Below are 19,113 nucleotides of genomic sequence, written 5' to 3'. Positions count from 1 at the left end.
GGCGATGGGCGTAATGAGCAGGATGAGAGCAAAAATCAGGCTACGCATATTACTATTGATATTTTGTATGACATGCAGCAAGACTGCTTCCGTACAAACGGGTCGATTAGTGGTAGATCAGTATAATTTTATGAGCATACCGGGTCAGGGATGCCCAATGAGGACGAAGTGCGCAACGTTTTTCTTCGGATTCTTTTTTGCCTGATTTTTCAGACGTTCCTGACTGGCGGAGGGGCATCGGGCGCGGACGTCGTCTCCGGCGAGGTAGCGGGAGACGGCAGCGACATTCCGCTCACTGCGGCAGGCGAAGGCAACCGTACGACGCGGGATGACGTGCCCTCTCCGGGCGATGAAAACGCGACCCATTCACTGGAGAATCAAGGGGATACGGTCTACCGCCTTGAGACGCTCCGGGTCGTGGCCGAGCGCGTCGAACTCGGGGAAGCCACCGTCGAAGGGCAGGCGCTGCAGTCGATGCCATCGCGCAGCGGTTCCGTGACAGAGGCCCTCAAGGTGGTGCCCGGCGTGCAGTTTTCCAACGAGGAACCCTCGTCGCTCACGGCGGGCGAGATCCGCCCTCCCCGCGCTTCCATCGCGGGCGCGAAACCCTACGAGAACAATTTCCTGATAGACGGGACGAGCGTGAGCAACTCCCTCAACCCCATCGGGCTTGGAGCCGACGGGGATTCATTCGGCCCGAGTCGGCTCGACGTCGGCGGCGCGGACCAGACCATATTCTACGACACGAGCCTGCTGGACTCCGTGACGGTTTTTACGAGCAACGTGCCGGCCAAGTACGGATCCTTCGTCGGCGGGGTGGTCGATGCCGAACTCAAGGATCCGCGGAAGGACAGATGGCACGGGACGCTTTCCGGACAGCACACGCGCAGCGAATGGTTCGATCTGCGGGGGGTGGACGACGAGTCGACGTCCTCGGACAACCAGCCCCGCTTCAAAACCTACGTGTTGCAGGGCGCCGTGGACGGGCCTGTCAGCGAGAACATGGCCGTGCTGCTTTCATCGACGAGACGGTGGTCCGTCATCCCGCTGCTCTTCGAGGAGAACGACGGTTCCGAACACGTCAAGGATCAGTTCCGGAAGAATGAGAACTTCTTTGCCAAGATGCTCGTCACGCCGAGCCGCGACCTGGAATTGCGCCTGGACGCGACCTACGCCCCATATGTCGAGGAACGCTGGCGCTCGGGTTGGCCGGACAGCGATTGGGACCTCGAGAACAAGGCCTGGCGGTTGGCGGGCGAGGCTGCGTACCTGGCGGGCTGGGGCAAGCTGACCGGCAAGCTTGTGTACTCCCGGAACGGGTACGGCAGGGATTCCGCCGTCAACGAGCGCGAACAGCTCAGCGGAACGGGCGTGCCCGATGACGAGGAATACTTCCGCGGGGGACTCGGAGATGCCCGCGTGACGAACCAGGGCGTCGATTTCGGCCTCGACCTGGAGTTTGACGAGGTTCGCAGCGGAGTTCTGGGCTGGGAGGTGTCCACCGGGCTGGATCTGGCCACCGTCACTACAGAAATGTGGAACGAGGACGCCGTGGTGCGAACGATGACGATCCCCACGAACGGGAACTGGTTGCGGCTCGAGGCGGTGTACCCGGAATCGGATCAGACGGAGACGCTCAACACCATCGGCTATTACCTGCAGACGAAAATGCGGTTGGGGCGTTTCACGCTGGTCCCGGGACTGCGTCTCGACCACGATGACTATTCCCAGAACATGGACGTCGCCCACCGCCTGAAGGGTGAGTTCGACGTTTTCGGCGACGGCCGCCTGCGGCTGGTTTCCGGCGTGAACCGGTATTACGGAGGGCAGCTCCGTGCTTATGCCTTTGACAGGTGGCGTCCTTATGAAATGAAGCGCGAAAGCTGGAACAACAAGAAAAAAGTCCTTACCGTAACGTATACGGAAGACGACGATATAAGCTATCAGGCCAAGGGGCTCGATACGCCGTATTCCGATGAGCTGATGGGGGGCGTCTTGGGCGCCGCCGCAGGCTTCACATACGGCCTTGAGTTCGTGCATCGGGATCACCGCGACCAGATCATCAGCAAGCTGTCTGAGGACAGCAAAGACGACGAGGATGTCTACGAACTTACCAACGACGGGAAAAGCACCTACGACGGCATCACCTTCACCCTGTCCCGGGCCTTTGAGACGCAACGCTTCGGAACGCACATCCTGGCCTTCGGTGCAACGGAGTCCAGAACAAAGACTTTCAATGGCGCGTTTTACAGCGACGTCAATGTGAACGATCTCAGCAACGGGTATGAGTACGACTACGATCAGGTGTATTTCGATGGCGAGCTCATTGATCGCAACGAAATGCCGGCCGAAGACTTCAACGCTCCTCTGGTGCTGACGGCTTCGTGGCTGGGAAGTTTCTGGGACAACAGATTTCGCGTCAATTGCGTTTCCCGGTGGAGGGATTCGACGACCGGTATCAGGCCGGACAAGCGCTCCGCCGACGAGACGCCTTACGGCACGACGGCATCCAAGACCACGACGGAGAGCGCAGAATGGATCGGCCCCGAGGGCAAGTACCATGACGCCTACATGGAGGGGGTCATATCGGGCGGACTGGTGACGGACGTCTCTCTGGAATTTGATGCGGTCAAGGAGAGTATGTTCACCCTGAGCCTGCTGCTCGACGTGTTCAACGTGTTCTCTTCCGACGGGCACGTGGGCGTCAGCGAGCTTGACGGCGGAGGGTATACGCTCCCGCGCAGCCAATACGGCCGCGCATACTACGCCGGCGTCCGCTGCGAATTCTAGACGGCCGTTCAGACCGTGTATCTTCTCCGCAGGCGCTGTTCCAGCCGCCCCGCGGCCAGGGAGCAGGAGAAGGTCAGGATGAAGTACAGCAGGGCCACGCAGGTCCAGACTTCCATGGTCAGGTAGGTCGTGGCCATGAGTTGCATGCCCTGGAAGGTCAGTTCCTGGATGGAGATGACCGAGACGATGGCCGAGTCCTTGATGGTGGAGATGATCTGGCCCGCCAGGGGGGGGATCATGTTTCGCACGGCCTGGGGCATGATGATGAACAGCAGCAGTTGCGGGCGCGGGAAGCCCAGAGCGCGTCCCGCCTCCCACTGCCCCGCGCCGACCGATGACACGCCGCCCCGTACGATTTCCGCGACATAGGCCCCTTCGTAGAGGCCCAGGGTGAAGGCCGCCGTGACGAATGCGTCGACCTGGTCGATGCGCCCGATGAGCACGCCGGCCGTGGCCTTGACCCATTCCGGGGCCGTGCGCAGGGCGCTTTGCAGGCCTATGGCCGGGGCGATCTGGTCGGCCAGGAAGAAATAGCACAGAAAGACGAGCACCAGAGGCGGCATGTTGCGGCACAGCTCTACGTATGTGCCGCCCACCAGCCGCAGGTACAGGCTGGGGCTGGTCCGGGCCATGCCGGCCCAAACGCCCAGGAACAAGGCTATGACGGCGGACCAGCAGGTCAGGCGGATGGTCGTGAACACGCCCTGGAGCAGCAGGCCCGGCCGGCCGTCCTCCCGCAACAGATATTGCCCGAGCACATGCCATTCCCAGGCCGTCCCGCCGAGGGCGTGCACCCGCCAGGCGACGTACGCGAGGCCTGCCGCCAACAGCCCCAGCAGGACGAAATCCAGCCGGGTCGGGCCCGGCCGGCGGCGCCCCCCCGAGTGGGGCGCGCCTCCGGATTCCGGGCGCATTTCTGGCCTCACTTGATCAGCGCTTCCCAGTCCATGGTCTTGAACCAGTAGTCATACCGCTCGGCCAGCCAGCCTTCGGACTCGGCCACCAGAATCCAGTTGTTCAGGAAGTTCAGGAAGTCGGTGTCGCCCTTGCGCACGGCGAAGCCGATGGGCTCCTTGGTGAACGTGTCCCCGGCCAGGGGCAGGTAGAGCTTGTCCTTGTTGCGGATGGCCTGCTGCTCCGGGAAGGGGGCCGAGGCGACCATGGCGTGGGCCCGGCCGTTTAGGACCTCCTGCAGGGCCTGGGCCTCGTCGTCGAACATGCGCACCGTGGCCTTCGGCATGTGCTTCTTGGCAGCGGCCACGGACGTGGCGCCGGTCTTGGCGGCCAGGACGATCTCGGGTTTGTCGAAGTCGGCCAGGGTGGACAGGCCCGGAGCGGCCGCAGTGCTGGCGACCATGGACATGCCCGAGAACTCGTAGGGGTTGCTGAAATTGACCTTGAGGTTGCGGGCCGGCTGGATGCCCATGCCTCCGATGATGATGTCGAACTTGCCGGTCAGCAGGGCCGGGATGATGCCCGACCACTTGGTGGGCACGAACTCGACCTGTACGCCCATGTCCGTGGCAAGGCGGCGGGCCACGTCGATCTCGAAGCCGATGTACTCGCCGTTCTTGTCCTTCATGGCCCACGGCACGAAGGTGTCGAAGCCCACGCGCAGCACCCCGCGCTCGAGGGTCTGGTCCAGCACGCTCTTCTCCTCGGCCCGCCCGTCGACGGGGAACGCTCCGAGAACCAGGCTGCACAGCAGCATAAGGATCATTCTGTACATGAGTCCTCCAGATGAGGTGTAGGTGACTGCTTTTCCAAAAGTCTGACCAGCGCCGACAGGATGCCGGTGAAAAGCAGGTAAATGGCCGCAACGACGAACCATATTTCAAAGCTGAGAAAGGTCTCGGCCACGATGGCCTGACCATGCATGGTCAGGTCGTAGATGGCAATGGTCGAGACCAGGGCGGAATCCTTGATGAGGGATACGCCCTGGCTGGTCAGCGGCGGCAGAACGTTGCGCAGGGCCTGGGGCAGGATGACCTGGCGGTAGATGCTGCCCCTGGTCATGCCCAGGCTCAGGGCGCCTTCCCACTGTCCCCGCGGGATGGCGAGGATGCCCGCGCGGATGATCTCGGATGCGTAGGCCCCTTCGAACAGCGAGAGGGCCAGCACTGCCGAGGCCAGGCGGCCAAGACCCACGGCCGGGGCGAGGACGAAGTAGATGAAGAATATCTGGACCAGGAGGGGGGTGTTGCGGATCAGTTCCAGGTAGACGCGGGCCAGGCCCCGGCCGACCAGGGAGCCCGAGAGGCGCAGCAGCGCGGTGCCCAGGGCGAGGAACGCGGCGCCGGCCAGGCCCAGGCCCGAGACCAGCAGCGTGACGCCCGCGCCCTGCAGCAGTGGCCCGGGGCTTCCGTCGGGGAGCACGATGAACCGCGGGACCCGGTACCACTGCCAGTTGTAGCCCATGGTTTCCGCGCCGCCGAGGACGGCCCAGGCCACGCCGAGCATGGTTAGGACGTATGCGCAGACGGAGCAGAGCGTGCCGCAGCGGCAGCGCAGGCGGGAGAGGGTGGCGCCGGTGTCCATGGGGAAAGGGCCCTGCGGCCGGGAGGCCGCAGGGAGGAGGTTATTCAGGGCGCAGGGTCATGACCGGCACGGGGGACGTCTTGACCACCTTCTCGGCCACGGAGCCGAAGAGGAGGCGGTTCAGGCCCTGCCGGCCGTGGGTCGCCATGATGATGATGTCCGCCTTGTCCGCCTCGGCGAGATTGACGATGGCCTCGGCCGCGTCGCCGCTGACGACCTTGCCCGTGGCGCGGACGCCCTCGAAGTGCTTGGCCACGAAGTCCGCCATGGTCTTCTCAGCGCCGCTGACGATGTCGCCGACGAGTTGCGGCAGGGAGGCCGCCGGCAGGTCGAAGATCTCGTACTGGATCATGGACGGCGCCACGTAGACCACGAGGACGTCAGCGTCGAACTTGAGGGCGAACTCGCGGGCCGTCCTGGCGATGGCCGCGCTGGCGTCCGAAAAATCAACAGGGCAGAGAATTCTCTTGAACATGCTCATCGCTCTACCTCCCGGTAATCATTTCAATTGCATATCCGGTCTGTGCCATGAAGCAAAATTACCACAGCTGAAAATCATTGCAAGGATGAGCTGGCGAAAACATGGCGGACCCGCTTTTGCGCCCTCCTCGGCGCGGCGGGCGCTGCCTGTGGCTCGACGGGTCATTTTTCGCAAAAAAAATGCGGCGACCATGCAGATTCCATCTATTCAACGCAAAGGAAATAGTGTACTTTCCCACGCATCGATTTTTTTCTTTTTTTCACAATTTAAACTGTTTTTGCAAAAGGGGAATCTCATGAGGAAGTTGACTGTTCTGCTGATGTTGGTGTTCGCGCTGGCCATGGCCGGCGGTTGTGCGAAGAAAGTGGCCTCCACCCCGGCCGGCACCACCGCCTCCGGCGCCGGCGAAGGTTCCGCCGCCGCTCCGAGCGGCGTGAATGACGCCCAGCTCAAGGCCATCGACAAGATCGGCGCCGACCGCATCTACTTCGCCTTCGACAAGAGCGATCTGACCGAGGAATCCCGCCAGATCCTGACCGAGAAGTCCGAACTGCTGAAGTCTTTCCCGGCCCTGTCCCTGCTGGTCGAAGGCCACTGCGACGAGCGCGGCACCAACGAATACAACATGGCTCTCGGCGAGCGCCGCGCCCGCGCCGCCTATGACTACCTGGTCATGATGGGCATCGAGCCCACCAGACTGAGCATCATGAGCTACGGCGAAGAGCGTCCCGCCGTCGCCGGCGCCAATGAAGAAGCCTGGTCCAAGAACAGACGCTGCGAGTTCAAGGCCACCGCGAACTAGGTCCGGTTTACGAGTGCCCGCCGCCCCGCGCGGCGGGCTCCATAACCGCACCCTCCGGTGCGGTTTTTTTTGTCGTTTGCCCCGCATGGCCAGAGCCCTGCCGGGACGCTCCGCGGCGGCTTCCTGTCGCGCAGGCAGGACACGATGCTCTCCACATCCCGGCTCGCCCTCAGATCAAGCCCCGTCAATCTCAGCCTGGCCGTGACGCTTGCCGTGTGGCTCGGCAGCAAGTGGTATTTCGCCGACTGGTTCGACAACCCCTACAAGTACGCGGCCAAGGCCGCCTCGCTGTCGGCCACGGTCATGATGTGCTGGTGCTTCGTCCTTTCGGCCCGCGGCGCGGTTTTCGAGGACTGGTTCGGAGGGCTCGACAAGGTCTACCAGATGCACAAGCGCCTAGGGAAAACGGCGTTCTGGCTCATTGCGCTGCATCCCGTGTTTCTGGCCATGGACAGGCTGCCCGACGCCGGCGCCTTCCTGCGCATGCTTTGGCTCCAGCAATGGCGCGGTGACAGCTACCTCCTCGGGCACAACCTCGGGGTCGCGGCGTTTGCGGTCCTGCTGTGCCTCATGCTGCCGACCTTGTGGGTCAGAGTTCCCTATCACCGCTGGAAGCGCAGCCACGAGTGGTTCGGCCTTTTCCTGGCGGTCGCCGCCCTGCACGTCTTTGTGGTGAACAGGGATGTCAGGGCCTATCCCGTGCTCGGCGTATTGATTTTCGGGTGTCTTGCCGCCGCGGCCGCAGCGTATGTCTACATTCGTTTTCTGTACCGCTTTCTCGGGCCCCGCCACTGCTACAGGGTCGACTGCATCGAGCGGCACGGCGACGTGCTGGAGGTGACGTTCGTACCCCGCGGGAAGGCGATGTCCTTCAAGCCCAGCCAGTTCGTGTACCTGGTCGTGGAGCGGGCCGGCATTTCACCCGAGCCCCACCCGTATTCAATCGCCTGCGGCTACAACCTCGAATCCCGCTTCAAGCTCGGGATCAGGATGGTCGGGGACCATACGCGCAGCCTCGCGGCGCTGGCCCCCGGTGATCCGGTCACTGTCTATGGGCCCTACGGCCGGTTCAGCGATCGTTTTCTGGCCGCCGAGCGGGACTGTGTCTTCATCGGGGCCGGCATAGGCATCACCCCTTTTCTGGGCATGTGGCACGTGGCCGTACATTCGGGAGAACGGTTGCCCGGACCGCTGCCCGATGCGGCCGAACAGGCCGCCCATCCCGAGATCCGTGCGGGGTGGCGCGCACCCGCGGTATCCCTGTTCTACGTGGTCTCCACGCAGGAGCAGGCCAGCTTCGACAACGACATCCGCAACGAGGTCATTCTCAGCCAGTTCAGGGGATTCCCGGCTTTCGAGGCCAGGGGGCACCACTACGAACTCTACGTTTCGTCACGCCAGGGGCGCATGGAAGCTGCGTACGTCGAGACGCGGGTGCGCGGCGGGGTGGCGGGCAAGAACGTCTTTCTGTGCGGCCCGACGACGATGATCGAAAGTCTGCGGGCTCAGTTTCTGGCCCTGGGCGTGCCGCCGGACCGCATCATCGTCGAGGACTTCAATCTGCTTTAGGGCGCGCAGTGGGCGTGTCGCGCGCTCTTTCCCGCTACGGCCGCGGGTTGAGCCTTCTGAAGAGGCCTCGGAACTGGTGGTAGGTCAGGCCGAGAAGTTCCGCGGCGCGTTTCTGGTTGTGGCGGCTTCGCTCCAGTGCGGTGCGCATGTAGGATTCCTCGACCCGGCGCAGGGCCTCGGGCAGCGGCAGGCCCAGATCGGCCGGATTCGGCATGCCGCCCGGGGCGTTGTCCGGCGGGCCGGGGTGCGGCCCCGGCGCTCCAGCCGCGTGGCGTGGTGATCCGAACGGGTCGAAGTCCACATCGACCACCACATTGCCTTCGGCCCGGTAGACGGCTCGCTCGATCACGTTTTTCAGTTCCCGTACATTCCCCGGCCATGCATGGCGCAGCAGGGCCGCCATGGCCTCGTCCGAGAAGGCGGGGCGCTCGGTCATGCCCAGGCTCACGGCCATGCGCGTGGCGAAATGCCCGGCCAGCAGTTCCACATCCCCCTCGCGTTCGCGCAGGGGCGGGATGGTCAGTACCTCGAAGCTCAGGCGGTCCAGCAGATCCTCCTTGAATTTTCCCTCCCTGGCCCGCGCAGGCAGGTCGGCGTTGGTCGCGCCGATCAGGCGGACGTTGACCTCGACGGCCGCGCCGCCCCCGACGCGGTCGAAGGTCCCGTATTCCGCCACGCGGAGGATCTTTTCCTGGGCCTCCATGGACAGGTTGGCGATCTCGTCCAGAAAGAGGGTGCCACCGTCGGCGTTCTCGAAGCGCCCCTTGCGCCTGGCCACGGCACCGGTGAAGGCGCCGGCCTCGTGCCCGAACAGTTCCGAGTCCAGAAGCGACCCGGCCAGGGCCGCGCAATTGAGCGTGATGAAGGGGCCCTGCCAGCGCGCCGACAGATAGTGCAGCCGCGCGGCGGCGAGTTCCTTGCCGGTTCCGCGCTCGCCGATTATGAGGACGGGCCTGTCGACGCGCGCGACCCTGGACAGGCGTTCCTGGAATCGCAGGAACGCGTCGGATTGGCCGAGGGCTTCCATGGAAGGGCGGGAAGAAGTGGTTTTCATGGCCAAATAATAGTTGAATTGACCAAGTAGTGCAATAAATCGCCAGTGTTTCGGGTGAGATTTATGCCGAGGTCCTGTGTTTACGGTATGTTGCGTCGAGGCGGGTCATGGCACGGGCCGTGCTTCGGGTGATGCAAACGCAGTCAACACCAGGCATAATGGGAGGACGAGATGAGCATTTTCACCCGGTTCAAGGATATCGTCAGCGCGAACATCAATTCCATGCTGGACAGGGCCGAGGAGCCCGAAAAGATGATCCGGCTGATGATCCAGGAGATGGAGGAGACCCTCGTGGAGCTGAAGGCCTCCTGCGCCGGGCTCATGGCCGATCAGAAGCGCATCGTGCGCGAGCAGGACCAGACGCGTTCCGGCGTGGAGCTTTGGGACGGGCGGGCCCGCCTGGCCATGGACCGCGGGCGCGAGGACCTGGCCCGCGAGGCCCTGGCCGAGAAGCTCTCGGCCGAGCGCGCCTGCGACGGCCTGGAGCGCGAAGTGGAGCGGTTTTCCGTGCTCATCGAGCAGGCCCGGGAGGATATCGAACTCCTGGAGGCCAAGCTCGAGTCGGCCAAGGAGCGGCAGCGCAGCCTGGCCAAGCGCGTGGTCCGCGCCGATCAGCGCCTGAAGGCCCGCGCCAACGCCACCCGCGCGCAGTCCGCCGAGGTGCTCATGCGCTTCGACCAGTTCGAGCAGCGCATCGAGCGCATGGAGGCCGAGGCCGATCTGGCGGCGCCCCGCCGCGGGCGCGATCTGGAACAGGAGTTCGCCCTGCTCGAAGGCGGGGACGAGATCGAGGAGCAGTTGGCCGCCATGCGCTCCTCCAGGCAGAAATGACGGTTCGTGAAATTGTGTTTGGCTCGGGCGCCGGCTTCGGCTACGCAGGGACGAACACCCAAGGAGTACGCGCATGGAACATCTCTTGAGCTTTTTCTTCATCCTCATGGCGGCGGGCCTTCTGCTGGTCGGCGCGGTGATCTTCGGGATCATCCGGCTGTTCACGCGCACCGGCCGGGAGGGGGGCGAAAGCGAGGCGCAGATGATCCAGGAGATGTATCAGGGCCTGGCGCGCATGGAAGAGCGCATCGAGACCCTTGAGACGATCCTGCTGGAGAAGGACAAGGAGAGACAGTCATGAAGGCATACGGATACGGAAGTCACCGCATGGGCCACGAGAGGGGCTTCGGCTCGCGCTGGCGCCGGCCCATCGAGGAAAGGCGCAGGCTGTACCGCGCGCGCGACGGGATGTTTCTGGGCGTGTGCAAGGGATTGGCCCGGCAGTTCGACCTGTCGGTGGGGCTCCTGCGCGCCATCGTGGTCGTGCTGTTCCTGATCACGGGTATCTGGCCCGTCGGGCTCTTGTACCTGATCGCGGCCATGGTTATGAAGATGGAGCCCGTGGTGCCCATCCACAATACCGACGAGCAGGAATTCTACGATTCCTACTCCACCTCGCGGACTGGCGCCCTGGAGCGCATCAAGCGCAAGTTCGAGAGCCTGGACAGGAGGCTTCGGCGCATGGAGGACGTGGTCACCAGCCGCGATTTCCAGTGGGAGCGCCGCATGCGGAGTTGAGCATCGTTTAACCCCGGAGAAAGCATGAGGGGAACACGCAGCGACGGTGACACGCCGCAGGGCGACAACTTCACCCGCCGGCAGGGCGGTGCGGCCTGGCCGCTCCGTCTACTCGCCGGCGCGGTCATTGTCGCGTCACTGGGCGTGGCGGCCGTGTCTTGGAACGATTCCCGGGCCGTGACGTCCGTACCGGGAGGCCTGCTCGAACATGGCCGCCAGGTGTCAGGCATGGTGCCCGCATCAGCGCGGGGCGTTCTCGTGAGCGAAGGGGTCGCTCCCGGTTCGCTGGCGGAGCATGATTCCGGGGCGGGCCGCGTGCATCCGCACGGCTTGGTCGTCCTGGCCGCGGCCGAGCAGGGGCAGGACCGAAAGCTCGAGGACTGGCGCGAGGAAGGCATCCGCATGGCCGCCGAGCTGACCGGCATTCCCGAGGCCTTCTTCCGCTGGCTGCAGGACAAGGGCGTGCCCGTCGGGGAGTTCATGCGCTTTCTCATGCCGTTTCTCGAATGGCTCGAGATGGTCGAACCGCACAACGGGACCGGGCCCTCCCCAAAGCCCCAGCCGCAGGACAAGCCGCGGGAAACGGCCGTCTAATACCCCTCCCTCGGCAGGAATTCTTTTCCTCGGAAACGCATGACGCCGCGGCCGGTCGCCTCTGACCGGCCGCGGCGTCCATTTTTTTGCGCCCCTTGCCTAAATCGTGAAGCGGCCGACCATCTCCCGCAGTTGCGCGGCCAGCCTGGCCAGATCCGAGAGGTTGTCGCGGACCAGCGAGCAGCCGGAGCGGATGTCGGAAGCGACTGCGTCCACCGCGGCGATGTCCGCGGCGATCTCTCCCGAGGCGGCCGACATGTTCGCCGTCCGCCCGTTGGCGTCCCGGACGCCGCCGGTGGCCTCGGCGATGTTCGAAGCCAGTTCGCGGGTCACCGCCGACTGTTCTTCGATGGACGCCGCAACGGACACCACGAAGCCGTTCACGTCGCCGATGACCCGCACGATGTCCTCGATGTTGGCCACGGCGCTTCCCGTCGCGCCCTGGATGGATTCTATCCTGGCCCTGATGTCGTCCGTGGCCTGCGCGGCCTGACGGGCCAGTTCCTTGATCTCGTTGGCGACCACGGCGAAGCCTTTGCCGGCGTCGCCGGCCCGGGCCGCCTCGATGGTGGCGTTCAGGGCCAGCAGGTTGGTCTGGCTGGATATGTCGGCGATGGTCGCGGTGACCTTTCCGATTTCGTCGGCCGAAGCGCCGAGCTCCCGCAGCACCCTGGCGAAGCTTTGGACCTGGGCGGAGGCGCTGTCGGTCGTCACGCGGGCCCGTTCGGAGTTTTCCGCGATCTCGGCGATGGTGGAGGTCATCTCTTCGGTGGCACCGGCCACGGATGCGAGATTGGTCGAGGTCTGCTCCATGCTCGCGGCCACGGAAACAGTGCCGGCGTTCATTTCCCGAGCTGCGGCCGTCACGGCGGTGGCGTTGTCGGACAGGGTGTGGATGCCGGATGTGGTCTGGGCGGCGAAGGTGGAGAAATTCTCCACGGAGGCGGTCAGGGTCTGCACGCCTTCATGCATGTTGCGCAGGAGCCCCCTGGTGTTGGCGATCATGGAGCCGTAGGCCCGACCCAGGTCGCCGATTTCGTCCGCTCGCGCGAGTATCCCGGCAGGGACGTCCTGGGAGAAGTCCCCTTGGGCGAGGTGGTTCGTGAATTCCACGCAGCCGGTGATGGGCCGGACCATGTTCCTGGCGAAGAGGAAGATGCCGGGGATCATGGCAGCGGTGATGGCGGCGAAACAGAGGGCCATGTGCCAAAGCAGCGTCATGGACATGGCATGGACGCTCCCGGCGGAGATGTCCACGCCGATGACGGCGTCCAGCTTCCCGTCCGGGGTCCGGATGGGCGCGTAGGCGCTCAGGAACGTCCCCCACTGGTCCTCGTAGAAATCCTCTTCCACCGCCGGGGCGGAAAGATCCCGGGCCGCCTGCGCCATGAGGGGGGTCGCGTCGTCATAGACCTCGCCCAGGTGGGATTTGTCCTCCTCGTCGGCGTCGACGACGAAGACGATGGACCCGTCGTCGTTGCGCCTGAACGTGTAGACGAACTCGATGTCCGAGCTGTTGGCCTTGATGCCGCGAAGGGTCTCGGCGATCCGGGCGTACGCCTCGCCCTCCTCGTCTTCAGGAGCCAGAAGCCGGGCGTGGTCTTCGGCCGGGACGCTCATGGCGCCCAAGGCGGCATAGTCGCGGACCCTGGCCCGGATGCTTTCTATCTGCTGTTCTCTGGCGGTGTTGTATGACAGAAAAACAAGAAGTGCCGACCCAGAGAGCCACAGAAGGAATACAATGAGGACGAGCTTGGTTCTGATTTTCATGTTCATGCGTTTACCGGTTGTTCGCTGGATGATGTTGCTGAAAGAGGTTCCGTTTCCGTTGGGCCCATCTCGTGCTCTATCGATAATAGTGATTGTTTTGTGTCTTGATGATGTAAAATCGTGATACGCTCCCATTCAGCGCTGCAAGATGTGTGATAGAAAATAAATTTTGCAACGTGTACACGAGCGGAAATCCGCGCACAAGGATTTTATTGAGAAATATCCATTGTATTGTATGCAACGCCTGAACGCAGTCCTCGGCATCGCCTCCTGTGGCGGAGTGTCGCGCGCACGTAATGATTCTTCATGGCGCGTGATCGGATGACGGGAGCAGTGTCGAGGCGGCACGGTGCGCCGGCCAGGCCGGTGCATGCGGTGCCGGTACGAAAGAGCCGTTTGGTGAAGCCTCGCGCATCGCGGCCAAGCATGTCGTCCGGGCGGGATGCCGCTTGCCTCCAACGCCCGGAGAGGTCATATGTGCGGGTGCGGCACCCGTGCGGAGCAACCGAAGCCTGGCAAAAGTGAGGTTGACGAATGTCTGTTCTTGTTCTCGAAATATGCTTTATCGCCCTGCTGATCGGGATCAACGGGATCTTCTCCATGTCCGAGATCGCCGTCCTGACGTCCAGGCGGCACCAGCTCAAAAAGGAGGCCCGAAGGGGCAGCGCCAGGGCGGGCATGGTCCTCGAGCTGGCCGGCCATCCCGAGGGCTTCATGTCGGCGGTCCAGGTGGGCATCACGCTCATTGGCATCCTGACGGGCGTGTTCAGCGGCGCCACGATCTCTGAGGTTCTGGCGGCGAGGATCGCGGAGGCGGCGGGCCTGTCCGTGGAGATGGCCGAAGGCGTGGCCGTTTTCGTCACGGTTTCGGCCATCACCTATCTGACGCTCATCTTCGGGGAGCTCCTGCCCAAGCGGATCGCCCTCTTTTCCCCGAACTCCTCGGCCAAGGCCATCGCCCCAATCATCAGGCTCGTGCAGATTGCGGCCAGGCCCGTCGTGGCCGTCATCTCGCACAATGTCCGGGCCCTGAGCAGGCTGTTCGGGATCCGCGACGACGGGAACGTGTTCACGGACGACGACGTCCGGTCCGTCATCGACGAGGCCCGGGTGCGCGGCGTCATCGAGGCGCAGGAGAAGGACATGCTCCACCGCGTCATGCGCTTCGCGGACCTGCGCGTGTCGGCCGTCATGACCCACCGTTCGCGCATCGTGCAGCTCGACCTGGCCGACGGGACGGAGAAGAACGTGGATGTCATGCGCGAGGCCAATCATTCGTCGTACCCCGTGGTCGACGGTTCCCCGGACAACCTCGTCGGCTTCGTCGCAGTGAAGGACCTCTACGGCAAAAGGCCCGACGCACAGGGACTGCGCAGCGTGCTGCAGGAGCCGATCTTCATCCAGGAGTCGTTCCCGGCCCTGTCCCTCCTTCGGAACTTCAGGGAGACCGGCAACAGGATCGCCATCGTCATCGACGAGTACGGCGACATCCAGGGCCTGGTCACGCCGATGGACATCCTCGAGTCCCTGATCGGCGAAATCAGGGAAGACCCTTTCGAGAACCCAGAAATCCTGGAGCGCGAGGACGGCTCCCTCCTCGTGGACGCCCACGCCCCGTATTACGATGTCATCGACCGCCTCGGCCTGGACGTGCACACCGACCAGCCTGCGCCGGGCTTCAACACCATCAGCGGCTTCATGCTGCACCACCTCGACGGCATGCCCGCCGAAGCCGACCATGTAGATCATCATGGCTTCAGGTTCGAGATCGTGGACATGGACGGGCAGCGGATCGACAAGATCCTGGTTTCGAAAGTTCCTGCCGAGCCGCTCGGGGACACGGGGGAAAACACCGGGCTGGATTGACCGCGGCGGGGCTCCCCTGCGGCTTCCGCGGGTTGACGGACTTAAGTTCGCCGCGGGGGCTGCCATTGCGAAGGCGGGTCGTGCAGATGCCGCTGACTTTCCCCATTCCATTTAGGTCGCTACAAAAATATCCGCCAATTCATCACCAGTGCGTGGCCAAGCTTTTTGGCCATGGCCTTGCCAATGGGGCGGACGCCTCGCTCCATGCCGGAGATATGGGATTTGTGGACGCCGATGGCGGCGGCCGGGGCAGCCTGTGTCAACCCGCGCAGACCCCGTGCACTCCGGGCAAAGGTTTCACGGTCTCCCAGTCGGTGCGCTCGTGTTCTGCTTCCCATAGATCCCGAGACTTCTGCATGTTCATCCACAGGTCGGGAGAAGTGCCAAAGGCGCGGGAAAGGCGCATGGCCATATCTGAGGTTATCCCCACCTTTTCGTTGACGAGGTTGGAAAGGTGCTTCCGGGATATGCCCAGGTGCGCAGCCAGGGCCGTGACGGTCAGATTCATAGGCTTCATATAGTGGTGCTCTATGATGCGGCCCGGGTGCGTAGGTTTGCGGGTTCTGGTCTGCATGCGGCCTCCTAGTGATAGTCGAGATAATTGACGACGTGAACGTCACCATCTTCGAGTCGGAACGTCACCCGCCAGTTGCCTGAAACCCTGACCGACCAATGGCCAGTGAGGTTGCCCTGGAGAGGGTGAAGCCCCGAGCCTGGGAAATGAACGTCTCGAAGGGAGGTTGCGGCATCAAGTCGGTCAAGTATCAATGACAGTTTGAATGCGTGCTTGGCTTGAATCCCCTTTGTCGAGCCCGTTCTGAAAAATGCTTCAAGCCCCTTGTGTGCGAATGTCTTTATCATGTTTTGTAACCATGTTGGTTATGGCTGTCAAAGCCGATCACCTGCTCGAATGAAAACCACAAAACCGATCATGCCATATTTTCTGAACTGCGCGGTTTAATGCGCGTCAGCGAGGATATGGCGGATGCAGAAGTTATCAGGGTCCACTTCGTGTAGAAATTCGATCAAGTGCGTAGCTGGCAGGGTAGAGCGGGGAGAAAAGAAAGTAGTGAATGGTGAGTGGTGAATGGTGAATGGAAAGAACTGAAATAGGGCAGTTCTTGGTCTCAGAGACCCAGCAGAGCCCAGGTCTTGACCCCGAAGCCTCAGTCCATCGGACTGCTGATCGGCAACCGCTACGCCCTGTATGGGGGGTCACGAGAAATGAGAATGAGAGGATGAGCGGGTTGAGGTGGCCGGTTGCTTGACGAATGCTTGCTGGGTGCGGGCTGGCGGGCGGCGGGTCGGAAATTTTCGGGGCGGAGAATGAGTTGAGAATTTTGGCGATTTTCCGGCCTGATTTTCACGCAAAATGAGAATTGAAAGCCCTTCGGTCGTGTCGATAGTGACACAAAACGAAGGGCTTTTTTGCGTCTGACGGCGTGCAAAAATTGTTGCTGTTGTAGGTGGCGTGTCAGACATCAGGCTGCCGCCGGTAGCAGGGCCCCTGCGTTCCTCCACCCTATGGCTTCCCAACACCCGGCCGCGTGGATGACGTTGCCGATTCGCTCCCAGGCGCGTTGCCGCGTCAGTGCATGGTGCCAGAGGTTAACCCGTGTCCGAAAGCGCTGATCCAGCGCGGGATTGCTCCAGTTCCTGGCGGAGTTGCTCGTTCTCGTGCCGCAGGCTGGCTAGGACCTGATTGGTCTTGTCGAGCTGGTCCTGGAACGACGCAAACGAAGCGAGGGCCTGATTCAGTTGCCCCTGCATGTTCTCGATCTGCTGCTCAGTGGTGATGGCCTTGTGGAAGGCCTTTATATTACTGACGATCGCCGTCGTGTACACGGTCTTCGATTTCAGGATGTCGATGGTTTGGGCCATGACCTCAGCGAAGTCGAAATCCTCATGGTCATTATATGTGCTCGACATCGGGAAGCCAATTCCGGGCATCTTCATGGCTAGGTCTCTGGCGACGTGGCCCTGGGCCATGTAGGCCAGCTCCTCTGCAGCGCCTCTATTTACGCGTTTTTCGCCCTCCCCAGTCTTGAGCCACTTGATAGACACTCCGTACCCTTCCGCGATTTTGACATACCAGCTGTCCGGGATCTGGCCCTTCTTTTTCTGCCCGTAGACAGATTGCGGCGTAATGCCCAGCGCGACCGCAAGAGCGGAATCTTTTGTGGAGCCAATTGCCTCCTGAAGCCTGGAAAAAATGGCGTCGAAGGATGTCGGAGTTTGGTCCTTAAACTCCGACATAAACTCCGAACTCATATTCGGGCTGTTATTTTTATCTTTACTGTCTGAATTCATTTTATTTTATCGAAATTTAAGACAACGTTTCAGAATTTTGAACTACGACTTTAAAACTGCCTTGACATTGGTTGAATCGTTGGTTTACTCCGACATCAGTTAGTTGAAAAACGCAAGGCGCACTTAGCAACCAATAACCAACTAAAGTTTGCCAGTCTATGTCGAAAAAACGCCCCCCTTCTGACGCAACCGCCAAGCAGCTTCCCCTTCCGATGTTTAGGGGCCGCTCAAACTCCTTTCGTGCCGGGATGTTGGCCCGCAAGGACGCCGTGCACGAGGCTCTGACGTCCGGCCTTTCCTCATGCGGGTTGTCCAGGGAGGACGTGGCCGCAGAGATGTCTAGGTTGACCGGCGAACCCATCACCCGTGCGCACCTGGACAACTGGTGCGCCGAAAGCAAGCGCGATTGGCGTTTCCCGCTCGAATACGTGACGGCGTTTTGCGTTGTGACTGGAGATTACGGCCTTGTCTCGGCGGTCCTGGACGGAACGGGCCAGGGGCTGGCCGACGAGGAGACGAGGTCCTTTGCCGAGCTGGGGAAGACGATCGTCGAGGAGCGAAAGATTGCCGCTAAACTGCGCGGAATAAAGGGGAATTTCGGGATATGAATAAAGACACTTCCCTCAAAATCAAAGCGTGGATGGTCCTGCAGGAAATCACTCCGGCGGCCCTGGCCAGCGAACTGGGCGTGTCCAGGCAGATGGTCAGCGCATGGCTGCGCGGAAAGAGCGATTCACGGCGGATCGCCGAGCACTTGATCTTGAAGGGGTGCCCCAGGGCCTATTTCCGGGGCACGAAATACGAGGAGGTGCGGGCGGCATGAGCATGTTGAAAGAAATCATCCGCTGGATCTGCCTGGTGCTTGGTCTGAAGCGGGCCCCGAAGAAAGAGGCGCAGCCGTGCGATCAAGACCGGTGCAGCGTGCGCGACGGGTGGAGCGAGATGGCCGCGCGGATGCGGCAAGATTCGACGAAGTGAGTCAGGTGACGCCGGTGGCTCCGGCGGCATCATTCATAAACCAAAGGGAGGTTTCCATGTTGAATGTTCAAATCAGAAGGCCCTTTCCAGGCGAGAGTTGCGACTGTGTTGTTGAGACGGTCCCGGATGACGCCGGGGTGGTTCTGCAGCTCGGCGAGGATGATTGGAAGAGCGCCGGGAATTGGGATGTCGATCTCTGGGAGGCGAGCACGGCCCACTACCAGGTCAGAGGCGGCAAGGCTGGGTGGCGTAAGTTCTGGAGTTTGTTCCGAAAGATGTGCCGCAGCATGGGGGTTCGCTTCCAGGTCGTTGACTACGCCAGTCACCTTACTGGCCCGGAGCCCATCCCTTTCCCGGACTCCGTGCGCCCGAGGGAGGCTGCGTAGATGATTGAAATCATCGTACCAACCTGCGTCTTCGTGGCCCTCGCCGCGCCGCCGATTGCTCTTGTCGCGGTTATTATCCGCGACACGTGGCGTGGCAATGGGGGTTGTAACAGATGAATGCCCACAAATTGCCGGCCGCATGGCGCGAGGCTGGGTCGAGGCTGCGGGCGCTCGCAGCAACGTATCCAGCAGACCACGTCACGCGTGCATGCCTGCTGAACCAAGTTGGCGCCATGGAACTCTGCGCCCAGGACCTGGAAGAGGCGATTCGCGAAGCGACGAATGAAGAAGTCGTCCTGGGAGTCAGAAAAGTCATTGGCGGCCACGTCGTCTTGCGTGGGCGGCGCATTCGCACCGGTCTCGAAGATGGAACACTTGTCGTAGTGAATGACGGGGCGCGAGTTGG

The 19,113-nt window shown here is 62.4% G+C and carries 22 protein-coding genes; 11 read left to right on the top strand and 11 right to left on the bottom strand.

Annotated elements, in window-relative coordinates; all coding sequences use genetic code 11:
• Positions 1-168 precede the first annotated feature (168 nt).
• Positions 169-2,790 carry a TonB-dependent receptor plug domain-containing protein gene (locus ACZ5AC_RS13160; protein WP_464248058.1) on the top strand — a complete coding sequence of 874 codons (2,622 nt, stop codon included), beginning with the start codon at positions 169-171 and terminating at the stop codon, positions 2,788-2,790.
• Positions 2,791-2,798: 8 nt separating this feature from the next.
• Here the strand turns inward: ACZ5AC_RS13160 and ACZ5AC_RS13155 are convergent, their stop codons facing one another.
• Genes ACZ5AC_RS13155 through ACZ5AC_RS13140 form a run of 4 tightly spaced genes read right to left on the bottom strand, consistent with a single transcriptional unit; the run spans position 2,799 to position 5,809 of the window.
• Positions 2,799-3,704, bottom strand: coding sequence for an amino acid ABC transporter permease (locus ACZ5AC_RS13155; protein ID WP_464248057.1), 906 nt, complete (start codon positions 3,702-3,704; stop codon positions 2,799-2,801).
• An 8-nt stretch (positions 3,705-3,712) separates the two neighbouring features.
• Positions 3,713-4,519 carry a transporter substrate-binding domain-containing protein gene (locus tag ACZ5AC_RS13150; protein ID WP_464248056.1) on the bottom strand — a complete coding sequence of 269 codons (807 nt, stop codon included), beginning with the start codon at positions 4,517-4,519 and terminating at the stop codon, positions 3,713-3,715.
• The gene (locus ACZ5AC_RS13145) at positions 4,507-5,328 is read right to left on the bottom strand and encodes an amino acid ABC transporter permease (protein ID WP_464248055.1); all 822 of its coding nucleotides are present in this window, start codon (positions 5,326-5,328) and stop codon (positions 4,507-4,509) included. The genes ACZ5AC_RS13150 and ACZ5AC_RS13145 overlap by 13 nt, the downstream gene beginning before the upstream one ends.
• Before the next feature lie 40 nt (positions 5,329-5,368).
• Positions 5,369-5,809: a universal stress protein gene (locus tag ACZ5AC_RS13140; RefSeq protein ID WP_464248054.1), complete on the bottom strand. Its 441-nt coding sequence runs from the start codon at positions 5,807-5,809 to the stop codon at positions 5,369-5,371.
• 295 nt (positions 5,810-6,104) lie between these two features.
• Here ACZ5AC_RS13140 and pal point away from each other — a divergent pair, with 295 nt between their 5' ends.
• Together pal and ACZ5AC_RS13130 are read left to right on the top strand one after the other, a co-directional pair.
• Positions 6,105-6,611 (top strand): peptidoglycan-associated lipoprotein Pal, encoded by a 507-nt coding sequence (pal, locus tag ACZ5AC_RS13135; RefSeq protein WP_459827771.1) that lies wholly within the window; start codon positions 6,105-6,107, stop codon positions 6,609-6,611.
• 144 nt (positions 6,612-6,755) lie between these two features.
• Entirely contained in the window at positions 6,756-8,180 is a 1,425-nt protein-coding gene (locus ACZ5AC_RS13130) for a ferredoxin reductase family protein (RefSeq protein ID WP_464248053.1), read from the top strand.
• Positions 8,181-8,214: 34 nt separating this feature from the next.
• Here ACZ5AC_RS13130 and pspF read toward each other — a convergent pair whose 3' ends face one another.
• Positions 8,215-9,234, bottom strand: coding sequence for a phage shock protein operon transcriptional activator (pspF, locus tag ACZ5AC_RS13125; protein ID WP_464248052.1), 1,020 nt, complete (start codon positions 9,232-9,234; stop codon positions 8,215-8,217).
• Between the two features lie 171 nt (positions 9,235-9,405).
• Between pspF and pspA the strand changes: the two genes are divergently transcribed.
• From pspA to ACZ5AC_RS13105, 4 genes are all read left to right on the top strand, one after another.
• Positions 9,406-10,065 carry a phage shock protein PspA gene (pspA, locus tag ACZ5AC_RS13120; RefSeq protein ID WP_464248051.1) on the top strand — a complete coding sequence of 220 codons (660 nt, stop codon included), beginning with the start codon at positions 9,406-9,408 and terminating at the stop codon, positions 10,063-10,065.
• 73 nt (positions 10,066-10,138) lie between these two features.
• A complete protein-coding gene (locus tag ACZ5AC_RS13115) occupies positions 10,139-10,366 on the top strand; it encodes a hypothetical protein (protein ID WP_464248050.1) in 228 nt (75 codons plus the stop codon).
• A complete protein-coding gene (gene pspC, locus ACZ5AC_RS13110; protein ID WP_464248049.1) occupies positions 10,363-10,803 on the top strand; it encodes an envelope stress response membrane protein PspC in 441 nt (146 codons plus the stop codon). Before ACZ5AC_RS13115 ends, pspC begins: the two co-directional genes overlap by 4 nt.
• Before the next feature lie 24 nt (positions 10,804-10,827).
• Entirely contained in the window at positions 10,828-11,397 is a 570-nt protein-coding gene (locus ACZ5AC_RS13105) for a hypothetical protein (protein WP_464248048.1), read from the top strand.
• Between the two features lie 99 nt (positions 11,398-11,496).
• Here ACZ5AC_RS13105 and ACZ5AC_RS13100 read toward each other — a convergent pair whose 3' ends face one another.
• The gene (locus tag ACZ5AC_RS13100; protein WP_464248047.1) at positions 11,497-13,173 is read right to left on the bottom strand and encodes a methyl-accepting chemotaxis protein; all 1,677 of its coding nucleotides are present in this window, start codon (positions 13,171-13,173) and stop codon (positions 11,497-11,499) included.
• A gap of 528 nt (positions 13,174-13,701) precedes the next feature.
• Here ACZ5AC_RS13100 and ACZ5AC_RS13095 point away from each other — a divergent pair.
• Complete coding sequence (locus tag ACZ5AC_RS13095) at positions 13,702-15,033, top strand: hemolysin family protein (protein WP_464248046.1); 1,332 nt, start codon at positions 13,702-13,704, stop codon at positions 15,031-15,033.
• Positions 15,034-15,152: 119 nt separating this feature from the next.
• Here ACZ5AC_RS13095 and ACZ5AC_RS13090 read toward each other — a convergent pair whose 3' ends face one another.
• The 5 genes from ACZ5AC_RS13090 to ACZ5AC_RS13070 all read right to left on the bottom strand — a co-directional run bounded on the left by ACZ5AC_RS13090 (position 15,153) and on the right by ACZ5AC_RS13070 (position 17,343).
• Positions 15,153-15,371: a helix-turn-helix domain-containing protein gene (locus ACZ5AC_RS13090; protein WP_464248045.1), complete on the bottom strand. Its 219-nt coding sequence runs from the start codon at positions 15,369-15,371 to the stop codon at positions 15,153-15,155.
• Positions 15,293-15,607 carry a HigA family addiction module antitoxin gene (locus tag ACZ5AC_RS13085; protein WP_464248044.1) on the bottom strand — a complete coding sequence of 105 codons (315 nt, stop codon included), beginning with the start codon at positions 15,605-15,607 and terminating at the stop codon, positions 15,293-15,295. The genes ACZ5AC_RS13090 and ACZ5AC_RS13085 overlap by 79 nt, the downstream gene beginning before the upstream one ends.
• Before the next feature lie 8 nt (positions 15,608-15,615).
• Positions 15,616-15,894, bottom strand: coding sequence for a type II toxin-antitoxin system RelE/ParE family toxin (locus ACZ5AC_RS13080; protein WP_464248043.1), 279 nt, complete (start codon positions 15,892-15,894; stop codon positions 15,616-15,618).
• A gap of 354 nt (positions 15,895-16,248) precedes the next feature.
• Complete coding sequence (locus ACZ5AC_RS13075) at positions 16,249-16,515, bottom strand: hypothetical protein (protein ID WP_464248042.1); 267 nt, start codon at positions 16,513-16,515, stop codon at positions 16,249-16,251.
• Between the two features lie 126 nt (positions 16,516-16,641).
• Complete coding sequence (locus tag ACZ5AC_RS13070; RefSeq protein ID WP_464248041.1) at positions 16,642-17,343, bottom strand: helix-turn-helix domain-containing protein; 702 nt, start codon at positions 17,341-17,343, stop codon at positions 16,642-16,644.
• Between the two features lie 335 nt (positions 17,344-17,678).
• Here ACZ5AC_RS13070 and ACZ5AC_RS13065 point away from each other — a divergent pair, with 335 nt between their 5' ends.
• The 3 genes from ACZ5AC_RS13065 to ACZ5AC_RS13055 are packed head-to-tail and all read left to right on the top strand — an operon-like array spanning position 17,679 to position 18,321.
• The gene (locus tag ACZ5AC_RS13065; protein WP_464248040.1) at positions 17,679-17,951 is read left to right on the top strand and encodes a hypothetical protein; all 273 of its coding nucleotides are present in this window, start codon (positions 17,679-17,681) and stop codon (positions 17,949-17,951) included.
• On the top strand, positions 17,948-18,166 hold the full coding sequence (locus ACZ5AC_RS13060) for a helix-turn-helix domain-containing protein (protein WP_464248039.1): 219 nt from the start codon (positions 17,948-17,950) through the stop codon (positions 18,164-18,166). Before ACZ5AC_RS13065 ends, ACZ5AC_RS13060 begins: the two co-directional genes overlap by 4 nt.
• The gene (locus tag ACZ5AC_RS13055) at positions 18,163-18,321 is read left to right on the top strand and encodes a hypothetical protein (protein ID WP_464248038.1); all 159 of its coding nucleotides are present in this window, start codon (positions 18,163-18,165) and stop codon (positions 18,319-18,321) included. Before ACZ5AC_RS13060 ends, ACZ5AC_RS13055 begins: the two co-directional genes overlap by 4 nt.
• The last annotated feature ends 792 nt before the right edge of the window (positions 18,322-19,113 follow it).

It is taken from the genome of Desulfomicrobium aestuarii (assembly GCF_055385525.1).
Note: the sequence above shows the minus strand (reverse complement) of the source record. Positions and strands in the feature narration are given on the sequence as shown.